General features: G+C 62.0%; 11 protein-coding genes. 2 read left to right on the forward strand and 9 right to left on the reverse strand.

Annotation, left to right across the window (positions count from 1 at the left end; all coding sequences use genetic code 11):
- Positions 1-182: 182 nt before the first annotated feature.
- The 5 genes from OCA5_RS15425 to OCA5_RS15445 all read right to left on the reverse strand — a co-directional run bounded on the left by OCA5_RS15425 (position 183) and on the right by OCA5_RS15445 (position 5101).
- A complete protein-coding gene (locus OCA5_RS15425) occupies positions 183-1154 on the reverse strand; it encodes an FAD:protein FMN transferase (RefSeq protein WP_012562047.1) in 972 nt (323 codons plus the stop codon).
- Positions 1135-3345 (reverse strand): PepSY domain-containing protein, encoded by a 2211-nt coding sequence (locus tag OCA5_RS15430; protein ID WP_012562046.1) that lies wholly within the window; start codon positions 3343-3345, stop codon positions 1135-1137. Before OCA5_RS15430 ends, OCA5_RS15425 begins: the two co-directional genes overlap by 20 nt.
- A gap of 12 nt (positions 3346-3357) precedes the next feature.
- The gene (locus OCA5_RS15435; RefSeq protein ID WP_012562045.1) at positions 3358-3825 is read right to left on the reverse strand and encodes a DUF2271 domain-containing protein; all 468 of its coding nucleotides are present in this window, start codon (positions 3823-3825) and stop codon (positions 3358-3360) included.
- A gap of 292 nt (positions 3826-4117) precedes the next feature.
- Complete coding sequence (locus OCA5_RS15440; RefSeq protein ID WP_012562043.1) at positions 4118-4633, reverse strand: cytochrome b; 516 nt, start codon at positions 4631-4633, stop codon at positions 4118-4120.
- A gap of 60 nt (positions 4634-4693) precedes the next feature.
- A complete protein-coding gene (locus tag OCA5_RS15445) occupies positions 4694-5101 on the reverse strand; it encodes a PepSY domain-containing protein (protein ID WP_422836370.1) in 408 nt (135 codons plus the stop codon).
- Between the two features lie 122 nt (positions 5102-5223).
- Between OCA5_RS15445 and OCA5_RS15450 the strand changes: the two genes are divergently transcribed.
- Together OCA5_RS15450 and OCA5_RS15455 are read left to right on the forward strand one after the other, a co-directional pair.
- Entirely contained in the window at positions 5224-5886 is a 663-nt protein-coding gene (locus OCA5_RS15450; protein WP_012562041.1) for a response regulator transcription factor, read from the forward strand.
- The gene (locus OCA5_RS15455) at positions 5883-7217 is read left to right on the forward strand and encodes a sensor histidine kinase (RefSeq protein WP_012562040.1); all 1335 of its coding nucleotides are present in this window, start codon (positions 5883-5885) and stop codon (positions 7215-7217) included. The genes OCA5_RS15450 and OCA5_RS15455 overlap by 4 nt, the downstream gene beginning before the upstream one ends.
- Positions 7218-7417: 200 nt before the next feature.
- On the opposite strand, the gene OCA5_RS15460 is transcribed toward OCA5_RS15455, so the two are convergent.
- From OCA5_RS15460 to OCA5_RS15475, 4 genes are all read right to left on the reverse strand, one after another.
- Positions 7418-8113 (reverse strand): VIT1/CCC1 transporter family protein, encoded by a 696-nt coding sequence (locus OCA5_RS15460; RefSeq protein WP_012562039.1) that lies wholly within the window; start codon positions 8111-8113, stop codon positions 7418-7420.
- Between the two features lie 222 nt (positions 8114-8335).
- Positions 8336-11560 (reverse strand): efflux RND transporter permease subunit, encoded by a 3225-nt coding sequence (locus OCA5_RS15465; RefSeq protein WP_012562038.1) that lies wholly within the window; start codon positions 11558-11560, stop codon positions 8336-8338.
- Positions 11560-12804 carry a TolC family protein gene (locus OCA5_RS15470; protein ID WP_012562037.1) on the reverse strand — a complete coding sequence of 415 codons (1245 nt, stop codon included), beginning with the start codon at positions 12802-12804 and terminating at the stop codon, positions 11560-11562. Before OCA5_RS15470 ends, OCA5_RS15465 begins: the two co-directional genes overlap by 1 nt.
- Before the next feature lie 415 nt (positions 12805-13219).
- Positions 13220-13729, reverse strand: coding sequence for a hypothetical protein (locus tag OCA5_RS15475; protein WP_013913363.1), 510 nt, complete (start codon positions 13727-13729; stop codon positions 13220-13222).
- Positions 13730-13800 lie beyond the last annotated feature (71 nt).

Consider the following 13800-nt stretch of genomic DNA (forward strand, 5'->3'; position numbering starts at 1 on the left):
TGTCGGGTATTGGCTCTGGCCGCAACGAGCGATCGTGGAGGGCCGTCGCGTGTGGCTTGAAGATAGGCCGTCTGTTTGCGCACAGGGATCGATGAAACGCGCAAGTTGTCTTTGCATGGACAGACAGAGGAAACAGACAGAGGATCAGGCGAAATCGAAACGTCACAGCGGACCGCACTCTCTCAGGCGGCATCCGCGCCGGACACTCTGGAAAAGAGCCCGACTGCTTCGGAGATGATTTCGCCATCGCTACCACGCGAAAGAAACAAGGCATCGATCTGGCGCCGCTGCGCGAGCCTCGCTCCAGCCGTCGCTCCGGTAACCATCAGCGCGGTCGCCCAAGCATCGGCTTCGGCGCAGGTTCGTGCGATGACTGTCACGGAGGCAGGCGACTCGCTGAGAGGAGCACCGCGGCGTGGGTCCATCGTATGCGAAAGGCGACGGCCCGCGACGAGAGCCCAATGCCGATAGTCGCCGGATGTGGCAACAGCCGCATTCTCCAACGCAAGGATCGAATGGGGCGCACGGCGATCGTCGTCGGGAGCCTCGATTGCGATGGTCCATGGCTGCTCGTCGGGCCGAAGGCCAAACGCCCGCATCTCGCCATCGATACCCACCAATCCGGAAGAAATACCGAAAGCACGCAACGTCTCAGCCAACCGGTCGACGCCATAACCTTTAGCGATGCCGTTGAGATCGAGAACGAGGGGGGCTCGCTTGCGCGCCCTTACCCGATCAAGGTCGAGTTCCAGCGCCTCGTGCGCCGCGCAACGCGGTGTATGAAGCGCCTTCCGGATAAGGGATTGGTCGGCGGCTTCCGGCCCAAAGCCCCAAGCCGCAACCGCGTCGCCTACAGCAATATCGAATGCGCCACCCGAGGCGAGACCGATATCGAGCGCGAGACTCAGGACATCCATCAGCCGCTTCGGTATCTCCACCCATTCGCCTATCGGACAGGCGTTCAAACGCATCAGGTTGCTGTCCGGATTCCAGACCGACATCTGCGCGTCCACCTCATCCATCGCCGCCTGCAATGCATCCTGGACCGGCGGCAGATCGAACTTGGTGGCGGTGTAGAACAACGCCGACCAGCGCGTACCCATCGTCGGCCCGTTCAAAGCGCGACGCCCCGGTTCAGTAGACATCTTCGGCATAGCGTCCCTCCGCCTTGAGCAGAGCCGGGGTTAGCCCTGCGGTTGCCAGGATGTCGGTGAGCGCTGCGGAAACCCCGGCGGCCATATCGCGTCCACCGCACACCATTACGCGCGCGCCCGCTTGAACAAGGCGTATGATCTCGGCCGACTCCTCGCGCAGCGTGTCCTGTACGTAGCGGGGCATTCGCCCCCGCGAGCAGGCCGTCGCGAGTTGCCGCAAGCGGCCATCCCGCTGCCATTCCGCCAATTCCTCGGCATAGAGAAAGTCGCTGTCCGGATGGCGCATCCCGAAGAACAGATGGATCGGCCGATACCGCGCATTGGCGCGCACGAAACCTGCCAGCGGACCTATTCCCGTGCCGGCGCCGATCAGGATCAGCGGCGCACGGCTGTGGTCCGGATGGAAGGCGGGACTGCGTTTCAAAAAAGCATTGATGGTGGCGCCGGGCCGCAGCTCGAAGAGTTGGCCGGAACACAAGCCGGCCGGATGCTTTTTGACGACGATCTCGACGAAGCCATCGCGATGCGCCGAGGCCAACGAATAGAAGCGGGGGACGACCGAACCCTCGGGTAGAACGCCAAGGAGATCGCCGGCCGCGAAGCGGCCAAAACCGTGACCGGTCATCCGCTGGATCAGCCGGATCTTTGGCAACTCAAAACGCAGGATGACGGTCGGGCTTTGCACCTCGGCGCCGTAGTCGTGGCGTGATAGAAGCGTCAGTGGCAAGGCGGCTGGAGCACGCGCCTGATGGACGAGCTCCAGTTCGATACCGAGCGCCGCGCCGAGCGCTCGGCCCCACCGAGTGAAGTCTTGCGTCGATTGATGATCCACGGTGTCGAAGGGGATCAGCGTCTTCCATCCAGCGGCTTCCGCCGCCTCGGCGACCGCCTGCGCGAACGCGCAGTAGGCGGGAAAACTGCGGTCGCCAAAGCCGAGAACCGCCAACGGGATTCCTGGCGCAGCGGGCAAAGACTTCAGGCGATCGAGAAATTCCCCCGCCGAGGCAGGTGCGCCACCCTCGCCATAGGTTGCCGCCAGTACCAGAATGCGCCGCGCCCGCCGGTAGAGCGCCGGGTTGAAGGATGACATCGGCGCGACATGGATGGTCTGGCCCGCAACCTCCGTCAGCGCGGCATGCAGCGTTGCGGCAAAGCCCCATGTGCTGCCGCCTTCGCTGCCGACGAGCAAAATCGTGTCGGCACGCCTTGCAGGGACATTGTCACGAAGGCGTGGACGGCCGCGCCGGGCGGCAAGCCAGAGGATAACGCCGGTTCCCACCATCGCCGGCACGCCAAGCGCCATGATCCCGAGAATGAGCCCGAGCACGGCGGCCCCCTGGCCAGTGTGAAGCATGTAGATGGTTTCCGAGACGCGCTGCCACCCGGTCAGATCGCTCCAGGCGAGCAGCGCGCCAGTGCCTCGATCGAGATGGCCAGCACCGCGATCGGTCTTGAGGGTGAAGACATCCGTTGCGTCGCCAGCACTGGGGAACGTCAGGCTGCGCAGTTCGGAAACCGGGGTGCGCACCAGCACATCCATCGCCGCGACGGCCATGCCGGTCCGGCCGCTCGCCTCTGCCTGGGGGGCAGGCGTCACTGCTTCGTCGGGGAGAAGATCGAAGGTCGAGGCGGTCATCCACAACGCCGTTGCCGAAGACAGCAGCAGGCCGGCGACAGCTACCCGCGCGATCTCCGCATGCGCCCGTCCGCTGCCCGCGCCGCGCATCGGCGCAAGCCATCGCCGCCAGCCACCAGCCCGGCGCGCGACAAGCGCGGCGCCCGACAGGGCAAGCACCAGCATGGCAGCGGCTCCGGCCGCCGTCGCCATGCGGCCGCCATCGCCGAGAAACAGCGAGCGATGCAGATTGGTCAGCCAGCGTTCAAAACGGCTCTGATCAACGGAGGCGATGCCCTGTCCCGTCGCCGGATCGACAACCGCCGCCTGTGGCCCGGCGCTGCCGAACCAATAGGCGGTGATCCGGCCCGATGGCGCGCGCCGGATCTGCTCCACGTCTGGATAGATCGCCTGAATGCGCCCGGCCAGTTCGGCCGTCGACAGCGCCGCCGCCGCCTGTGGCGAGGACAGGCCCTCAAGCGCGGGAAAGATCGAGAGAGCCGCGCCGCTCAGGCTGAGCGCCAGCAGCAGACAGGCGGCAAGAAGGCCCGCCCAGCGGTGAGATGCGCGGATCATCGCAGCCTCGATCTACATGCTGTAGGCGAAGCTGGCGATATAGCGCCGACCGCGGACCGAAGGCTTGGTTCCTCTGGTCAACGGGACGACAACCTCGTTCGGGCTATCGCGCATGTCTTCAACGGCGGCATCGATACGCAGCGAGTAACCGGCGTCGAACAGCGCGTCGGCAAGGTCGAGGGTGATTTCGAGTGTGCGGCCGGCGCCGACGCTGGCGCCGGTGATGCCGTTGATTTCGGCTGGCCTGCCGCCACTGGCACGAGCCCAGCTCGACAGGTGGTCATAATATTTCGACTTGGTTCCCGCCATCCACAGGGTGTTGACATATTTGCCCTGCGCATCGGTGACATAGAGCGCGAGATAGGCGCCGTCGCCGCCGTAATTGCTCAGCTGGGTTGTCAGCGTCACGGGTCTCGCCTCGGCGAGGCCCGGAAGCGTGAGCGCGGTGGTTAGCATAAGGGCTGCGAGGAGTGATTTCATGGTGGGTCTGCCTTGCCTGTCTCAGGTCTGCGAACAGCTCCGGCATAGGCCCGGAAGCTCAGGAGACTGCCTTGAGGGCTTCTTTCTCCGTGCCGTCATTGTCGATCGCGCAACTGAGCGATTGCTGACGCGGGAGCGGTTTCTTCTTCAGCCGAATGTCAGTTGATGGACGCCGTAAGCACCTGATTGACATGCCCGGCGCGCGCACCGCATCGGTCAAGGCAGGGTGTCCGCCTTGCCGGCTGTTTGCATATACGGACAGGCAGGAACGAGCCGGCGAGCCATAATTTGATCAGCGCCAGCTCATGCGTCGCAGGGTTCCGTCGTGCAACACGAATTGATGCCAGATCGCCATCAGGGCATGCGCTCCGGCAAGGATCAGGATGAGATTGCCGGCATTCTCGTGAAGCTCGCCTATCAGGCCGGGGCGTCCCTGAACAGCTGCGGTGAGAGCTGGCAAAGGCAGCCCCGCGAAGGAGACCTGCACCCCCATCTGCGATGCCACATACCAGCCGGTGAGAGGTAGGCCGATCAGCAACAGATAGAGCGCGCCATGCCCCATCTTGGCGCCGAGCGCCAGCCAGCCGGTCCGGGCAACCGGCTCAGGCCAGGGGCCGATCAGCCGCAGGATCAGCCGCGGCAGGACCAGAACCAGCACCGCAAGACCGAGCGTGAAATGCAAGAGGGGCGGGTCTTGCACGATCTTTCGGCCGCCCTCCGCGCTCAGCCACGCACCAAGCACGGCAATGGCGCTGGCCCAGTGGATGACGACGATACTTTTCGAATAGCGAACTATCGTTTTGGGCATGGCTGGCCGCCCTTCGATCAGGGAAGAGATGCTAATGGGAAATGAGGGCGCCGGAATCGATTACCTGACGATAACCTTCGGCGACTCTCTGTCCACCGGCGGCAAGGACGACGGCTCGATCATACCAGACGCGGCCGGCTCGCGCCGCGCACGCCCGTGCTCGTCATGATCATCGGCCCGCTTGCGCTTCATCTTGACGACCGCAAGGGTCCCCGGATCGATCTTTGCCTTGAATGGCTGTCCCGTCTCGTCGATGCCCCTGATCTGATAACAGCCGTCATCGATCTTGATCCGGTCCACTTTCCAGCCGTGCGCTTCGGCGCTCTTCTGCACGGCCTCGCGCGACTGCCACTGGTTCATGGGGACGTTGCAATCGTCATCCGCCATCGCCGCGCCGGACCCGGCAAGAGCGAAAAGCAGCGAAGCTGCCACCATGCGCCTGATCATTGTATTGTCCTTGCTCCGCATCGTCCTGTGACAAAAGATGGCGATCAATCCTGACGGGTAGCTGAAGGAGGAAAGATATTTCCGTCAGCCTTCCGACAGGCTTCTTGGACACAGATTGGGATAGGGATAGGAATATCGCGCCTATGAGAATCCTTCTGATCGAAGACGACACGATACTTGGGGCAGCCGTCCGCGACCACGTTGTCGCCGACAATCATTCGGTTGATTGGGTGACCCGTCTCGACGCGGCCAACGACCATCTCGGCAGTGCGGCCTATGACCTTATTCTGCTCGACATGATGCTTCCTGACGGACAGGGCATTACCTTTCTGCGCGATCTGCGCCGGAAGGGCTGTGTCACGCCAGTGATTATCATGACGGCGCTGGATCAGATTTCAGACCGCATCCAGGGGCTCAACGTCGGGGCCGACGACTATATGACCAAGCCCTTCGATCTTTCCGAGCTATTGGCACGATTGAACGCCGTGGGACGCCGATACAGCGGCAATCCGAATCCGCTCGTGAAGATCGGCGACCTGCAGATCGACCTCGCGGCGAGGACGATCACGCGTGGCGGCCGACCCGTCAATCTCACGGCGCGGGAGTGGGCGCTTTTAGAGGCTTTCATCCAGCATCCCGGCCAGGTCCTGTCCAAGGAACAATTGGAGGAGCGCCTCTACGCTTTCGGCGCCGAGGTGGAAAGCAACACAATCGAAGTGCATGTCAGCCGCATGCGCAAGAAGCTCGGATCAGCGATTGTGGAAACCGTGCGGGGTATTGGCTACCGGCTCGGAACTGCCAGATGAAGTCGCCTAAAAGTCTGCAGTGGCGTCTCTCGCTATGGCTGGGACTGACCATCACCCTGCTCTGGACAATCGCAGCCGCGATAACTGCGCAAAAATTACGTCATGAAATGGATCAGGTCTTCGACAGCGCGCTTGAGGAAACGGCGCAGCGCATCCTGCCGCTGGCCGTTCGCGACATCATCAATCGCGACAGCGATGATGGTGATGTGAGCCAAAGCGTTACGACGCTGCGCAAGCATGACGAGTATTTCACCTATGTGGTGCGGGATGCCCAAAACAAGGTGCTGCTACGTTCACACAAAGCCGATTTATCCATATTTCCGCCGTTCACCCGCATGGGTTTTACCGACACCCCAACCCATCGCATCTATTCCGATGCCGCACTGCAGGAAACGATCACCATCACGGTCGCCGAGCCACTGGCCCACCGTCGGGCAATAACGCAAAGAACTTTACTCGATCTGCTCCTGCCGCTTGGCTTGGTGCTTCCCTTAAGCCTGATCGGCATCTGGGGCACTGTGCGAATTTCAATGACACCGATAATGACCTTTCGCGCAGGCATTGAGGCGCGGGGTGCCGGCGATCTATCGCCCATTTCAGACGAAGATCTGCCATCCGAGATCCTGCCGACCGCGCAAGCGGTGAACCGCCTGCTGGAGCAACTCAGGCGCACCCTGGAGGCCGAGCACAGCTTCACGGCCAATTCCGCCCATGAATTGCGGACTCCGGTCGCGGCTGCGCTGGCGCAAACACAAAGATTGTTCATCGAAGCGAAGGATGACGCAATACGCGAGCGAGCGCGTCTCATCGAGACGGCATTGCAGCGGCTTTCCAGGCTGTCGGAAAAGCTGATGCAGCTCGCACGGGCTGAGGGTGGGCGCCTCCGGGGAACGGAGCCCACGGACATTGCCGCGATCTTGGGAATGGTGGTGCGGGAAATGACGACAGGCGCGCACAGCGTTGACCGCATAGCCTTCGAGTTGCCGGATACACAGGTCATGGCCCGTATCGACCCGGATGCTTTCGCAATTCTTGCGCGGAACCTCATCGAAAATGCGCTGAAGCACGGATCACAGCAGGAACCGGTGCGCGTGACCCTATCGACAGACGGCGTGCTCAGCGTGGCCAATGGGGGTGCAGCAGTGGCTCCCGATCTGCTTGCCCGTCTTTCCGAGCCGTTCGAACGAGGCGGCGCGCGGGTGGATGGTACCGGGTTGGGGCTGGCCATCGCCCGGGCGATCGCCGCCGGTACCGGCGGCCGTATTGAATTGATTTCCCCCCGCGAAGGCCAACAGGATGGCTTTGAAGCCAGGTTTACTTTGGGAAAGTAAGCGCTGTGGCTCAAGCGGTCAGGTTATGGATTGCATCGAACGGCTCTGGTCCCGGTCAGAGCATTTTCGCGCGAAGCATGCCCCAAACGATATCCTTGGGGCCTGACCCGAGGGTGGGAAACCGGCCTTCGCTAGGCCATAGCCGGCTCCGGCCCGGTGACGGCCGGTTCGCGTCAAGAACATTGAGAGGCGGAAAAACTCTAGACGGCCCGGCCAATAAGGGCGCCGATCACAGCGGTTGATGCCATGGCAACAGCGCCCCAGAACACGACCCGAAAAGTGGGCCTCCATATGCTGGCGCCGCCCGCTCGCGCGCCAATGGCCCCAAGGGTGGCAAGCCCGACGAGGCAGGCGATCGACACCGTCCAGACGGTTGTTCCCGCCGGGGAAAGCAGGGCGATAATTAACGGTAATGCAGCGCCGGATGCGAATGTCGCCGCAGACGTGAAGGCTGCTTGAACTGGCCTGGCCATCATGTGGCTCGACAGTCCGAGTTCATCCCTCGCATGTGCTGCGAACGCGTCTTTCGCCATCATCTGCTCGGCAACCTGCCGGGCCAGTTCGGGTGTCACGCCGCGGTCCTCATAGATCTTTGCCAGCTCGGCCAGCTCCGCTTCGGGTTGCGTGGACAGTTCATAACGCTCACGCGCCATGTCGGCTTCTTCCGTGTCAGCCTGGGAACTGACCGATACGTATTCACCCGCTGCCATCGACATCGCTCCGGCCACCAGCCCGGCGACACCGGCAACGAGGATCTCGTGGAACGTTGCTGTTGCAGCGGCGACGCCGACGATCAGGCTCGACGTTGAAATCAGACCGTCATTGGCTCCGAGCACCGCGGCACGAAGCCATCCTATTCGTTCGATCAGATGGTTTTCTTTGTGAAGGGTGCGCATGGGCCATATTCCCGGATGAAAGTTTGAGGTTTCGGACGAAACGGCGAACGCTTTGTCGGCAAGGCCTTTTCGTTCAGTCGCGACGAACGTTGCCGTCCAAAAGCGTATGGACTTCGATTACGGGCATCCTGCGGATGCAAGTCGACGTGATTTCAGTTGCCCGATAGCAGGCGACAGTATCGTTGCCGCAATCGATGTGACCAAGACCCTACCCAGGATTCCTCATGCCGAAATCTCTAATTTCAACGATTGCTTTTGTCGATCAGGAGCGCCTGCCGAGCGGCGCTCCACCCAGTGATAGATTGCCGGCAGCAACAGCAACGTCAGCACGGTGGACGACATGATGCCCCCGATGACGACGGTCGCGAGCGGCCGTTGCACTTCCGCTCCGGCGCCTTGCGCGACGGCCATGGGTGCAAAGCCGATGGCCGCGACCAGCGCGGTGGAAAGCACCGGGCGCAGGCGGTCTGTCGCGGCCTGGCGCACGGCATCGACGAGTGGCAGCGTCCGCCGCAGGGCGTTGATATGATCGACCAGCACCAGACCGTTCAGCATTGCGATGCCGGACAGCGCGATGAATCCGATCGCCGCGGTGATCGAAAACGGCATGCCCTGAAGCCAGAGCGCCATCACGCCTCCGGTGATCGCAAAAGGAATGCCGGTATAGACGATCGCGGCCTGGCGGACACTGCCCACAGCCGAATAGACCAGGGCGAAGATCATCGCCAGCGCCGCCGGCACGACGATCATCAGGCGGGCGCGGGCGGCCTCCAACTGGCGGAATTGCCCGCCGAACTCAATGCGGTAGGACTCCGGCAATTCCAGCTTGCTGTCCAGCCGTGCGCGGGCCGCCCTGACATAGCCTTCGATGTCGTTGGTGTTGAGATTGATCATCAAAGCCGCCCGGCGCTTGGCATTGTCGTGCAAGATCGGCTCGACCGTACGCATCTCGCGGAGCCTGGCAACGCGCTCAAGCGGCACCAGGCCGGTCGCGCCAACCCGCAGCGGCAGCGACAGGATCGCTTTGCGATCCGCACGCATGGCTTCAGACAGGCGGACGACGATTGAATAGCGACGCTCGCCACGGGCGATGAAGCCGACCTCCTCGCCGCCCAGGGCGGCGCGGATGGCGCGGTTCACTTCCGCCGCGCCCAGCCCCAGCCGGATCATGGCGTCATGATTGATCTCGATCACCACGCTGCGCGTGCGGTCGGCGGTCTCGAAAGCGACGTTGGCGGTGCCGGGCAAACCTTGCAGTTCTTCCTTGGCTTGCGCCGCAAGCCGCTCGAGCACGTCATAGTCGTTTCCAAAGATCTTGACGGACAGGTCGGCGCGGGTGCCCTCCAGCATTTCGTTGAAACGCATCTCGATCGGTTGTGCGAACAGAAAGGATTGTTCGGGTTCAAGCGTAGTTGCCAGTTTTTCGATGGCCGCGACCAGTTCAGCCTTGGTGGTCGGCATGCCGGGGTCCTTCGGCCACTGATCCAGCGGCTTGTAAAAAATGTAGAGATCGTTCTCGTTCGGCGGCATCGGGTCGGTCGCGACCGCGCTGGTGCCGATGCGCGAAAAGGTGCGCGTCACCTGCGGGAAGCGATGCAGGATTTCCCGCTCGATTTCCTGCTCGATGGCCAGGCTGCGGTCGAGCGACATGCCGACCGGCTTGTAGACCATGGCCGTGATCGATCCTTCATCGAGACGCGGGGTGAATTGTGCGCCGAGCGTCTGAAAAACCGCGAACGTCCCACCGAGCAGACCAACCGCCACGAACAGCAGCGCTATGGGATGACGCAGGGCAAAGTTGAGCACGGGAACGTAGCCGCGTGCGACCACCCCGGCGAAGCCGCTTTGCCGGATACTATCGGTGGCGCGGAGCCGTGCGTCGTTCTCGCCGTCGATGCGCTCGCTTTGCCTGCTCGGCGTTTCACCACGCAATAGCGATGCGCATAGCGCCGGCACCAGCGTGAACGTGACGATCAGCGCCGCCGCCAGTGCCAGCATCACCGCCTCGGCCATCGGGTGGAACAGTTTGCCTTCCACGCCGCCAAGACTCAGCACCGGCACGTAGACCAGTGTGATAATGGCAATGCCGAAGAAAACCGGACGCGCCACGCCGCTGGTAGCGTCGATGACGATGGTACGGCGCTCCCGCGCGGTCAATTCGCGCCCCTTGGCTGCCTTGGCCTCAGTCATCAGGCGCAGAGCATTTTCAACGACGACAATGGCGCCATCGACGAGAAGGCCGAAGTCAAGGGCTCCTAGACTCATCAGGTTACCTGAAATGCCCAGCGTATTCATGCCGATGATCATCATCAGGAAAGCCAGCGGGATCACGAGCGTGACGATCAGGGCGGCACGCCAGTTGCCGACCACGACCAGCAACACCACCGCAACGAGCAGCGCGCCCTCACCCAGATTGCTCTCGACCGTCGCAACGGTGCGCTCCACGAGTTCGGAGCGATCATATTGTACTTGCAGGGTCATGCCCTTGGGCAGCGCCGCACGCAGATCCGGTAACTGCGCGTCGACGCGCCGCGCCACCTCCCTGCTGTTTTGGCCGACCAGCATCATCACCGTGCCAAGGACGGTTTCCTTGCCGTTGGCTGTCGCGGCGCCATTGCGCGGGGCATGGCCGATGGTGACGGTGGTGAGATCGCCAACCGTCAGCGGCCGCACGCCGCCCGCGAATTTAACGGGAAGGGCACGGATCATATCCGCGGTCGTCACGCGCGCTTCGGTCCGTATAGTGAAACGCTGATTGTTTTGAGTGATCGTCCCGCCGCCCGCGTTCTCGACATTGGCACCGATGGCCTGGCCAAGCTCGCTCGGCGTGACGCTTGCCGCTGTCAGCCGCTGGAGATCGGGCTCGACGACGAACTGCCGTTCAAGGCCACCGTTGGAATTCACATCCGCCACGCCTTGAACCGCGCGCAATATCGGCTTGACGATGTATTCCTGCGCCTCGTACAGCTCCATCAACTGCTGCTGCTCGTTCATGCCCGCCGGAGGCTGCGTCCAGTCGAGCGTGTAGTACCAAATCTCGCCAAGCCCGGTGGTGATGGGCGCGAGTTGCGGCACCGAGCCGGACGGCAGCAGGTCGCGCACCGCCGCCAGCCTCTCGGTGACGAGCTGGCGCGCGCGAAGCTGATCGGTGCCGTCGCCATAAATCAGCGTGACCTGAGACAGCCCGGTCTTGGTCAGCGATCGCATGTCACGAAGCCCCGGCTGGCCCGCCATTGCGCGCTCGATAGGCAGGGTGACAAGGTGCTCGATTTCCTCCGGTGCGAAGGCCGGCACCGTGGTATTGATCTGAACCTGCACGCCTGTGATGTCGGGAATAGCGTCGACCTGCAGCCGCAGAAACGACCAGAGGCCAAAGCCGCTGATCACCAGGGCGATTGCGACCACCGCGAACAGGTGGCTGGTTGTCCAGTGCAGCAAGCGGCGCATTATTGAATCTTGCCACCAAAGCTGCGACCGCCGTTAAGGACGCGCAATTGCAGCGAGGCCTCGAAAGTTTCGAGCTTTGTATCCAGAAAAGCCGATAACGCATCCAGATATTGGCGCTGCATTTCTACATAGGTCGCGATCGGGATTGCACCGCTACGAAAATTGTCGTCGGCCGCCTTGGCGGCTGCCTGGAGTGCATCCGGCGTCGACGTAGCCCAGCCCGCCAACGTTTTGCGACCAGTCTCGTACAATGCGGCCTGTTCAAAGACCTGGCGCTTGATCCGCCGCCTCGCTGCCAGCAGGGCCGCATCGGCTTGGGATTGGCGGCCTTGTTCCTGCGCCACACCCGCCGCCTGACTGTTCCAGAGCGGCAGAGTTGTCGATAACCGGACGCCGAAATTGGTCTCGCGAATGTCAGACTTCGCCTGGTTGTAATAGGGGCCGACCGCCACGTTCGGGGCACGCGATCTCCGTGCCAGATCGATGCGCAACCCTTGCTGCCGGGACTGCGCACGGAGCGACTGAAGTTCGAAATTATTAGCGTCCACCTCCTGCGCCATGCGATCGGCCGACAGTAGTCCAGGCAGCGTGATATCCGGCCGATTGATGCGGATACGCGCACCCAGGGGTGAGTTACGAAGCTGGTTCAATTCATAGACGACCGCGCTTGCCTTCACATCGGCGGCCGCGGCATTGCGCTCTGACGTGATCGCGCTGGCCTCCAGAATGGCCGTATCCAGTACGGATGTGGGACCGGCCGTCTCGCGCTGCGCTATCACCTTTGCGAGCGCTCGCATCCGGGCGGCGACGTCTCTTGCCGCTGCGGACTTCTGTTGGGCTACGAACAGCGTATAGCCGAGCAGTCGCGCCCGGCTGGCCAGAGTGGAGTCAAATTGTGCCAGGCCGATTCGAGCCAACGCGATTTGGTGCCCGGCGATGGCTTGGCGAAGGGCGCCCCGACCGGCAAAATCGATCGGTTGCATAATCGATATGCCATAAGCCGGACCGGACCCCGTTGGTGCGCCGGTCACGACGTCGGTTGTCCGGCGTTCGCCGAACTCAACCGACATTTCAGGATCTGGCAATCGATTCGAGGCGTCGCGTTCGATCCCGGCGAGATTGATCTGCTCCATATAGAAGCGTCGCTCAGGATTATTGGCGATGACGGTCTTGGCCAAGGCATCGATTGATAAAGTCGTCGCCTGCTGCGCCTGCGCCGGCGTCATCAGAACGATCGCGATCATGCGAATGATTATCAATAGTGGTCTAGGCATACGAACAGGCCCCGAAAAGCCATCCTCATGACACGCCAACCTGAACGGAAGCTGTCAGCGTGGATTCAGCCGGCGTCGATAGGTCAGTCATTGTAAGATCGAGAACCCGCGACGTCTCAGACCGAGGTATTTTTGTGCCTGTACCGCATTTGTACTACTCCAAAGTACAACTCAAGGCTGCGAGTAAGAGCCAGAGAAGCCTCCGACCACCACGTCGCCTGGTGGCGCATCTGGTGGGCGTTTTCAGACGCGGACCTCCCGGAATTCCTTGACATCGATCTCCGACTTGCAGGCCCCTTTGTTATCCTCCGGATCGGGATCGACCCATACCGCCACCCCGGCAACTGCCCCCACGACAGGATCCGTATTACCAGCAAGAGGTAGCTCACTTTGTCACGGCCGGCTGCGCTGTCCTAAGCTGATATTGCAACATCTCGACAAGCGTGCGCACCTCTTCGGGCGTAGCCTCACCGTGGCTCGCGAGTAGTCCTGTCACATCCATACCATTACGCTTCGAAACAATACTTCCCGCACGCATCTCGAGATTGTGTCGCGCAAACTCTACGGCCCGCCCATGACATTTTGCGCAGCGGTGCTGAAAGACGCCGGCCCACGTGAGCCCCCGCGTAAACAGATCCTCGAGAGCACCCGGTTCTCCCGCCTCAAGCTTAACGCCATGGTGATTACGAAGAAGTCGCGTGAGCGGCTGGCCGGTGCGACTGACTATGAGGGTGTCTTTCTCTATCTTGAGTTTTAGCCGCGCCAGATCAGCTCCGTGCTCGAAATGACAGCCACGACACCTCGTTTCATAGATCGCATGCGGGTCGAGTTCGGCGCATTGCACCGCATCCGCAATCAACAGCCCAAGTAGCACCACCAATGTTCGTCCCCACATGGTACGTCTCACCGTTGAATATGCCGATGACTTAATCCTTGATTAGATCATCTGCTGCGCCCCGATGCTGT

Origin of the sequence: Afipia carboxidovorans OM5 (assembly GCF_000218565.1) — a bacterium.
In the GTDB taxonomy this organism is placed as follows: Bacteria; Pseudomonadota; Alphaproteobacteria; order Rhizobiales; family Xanthobacteraceae; genus Afipia; species Afipia carboxidovorans.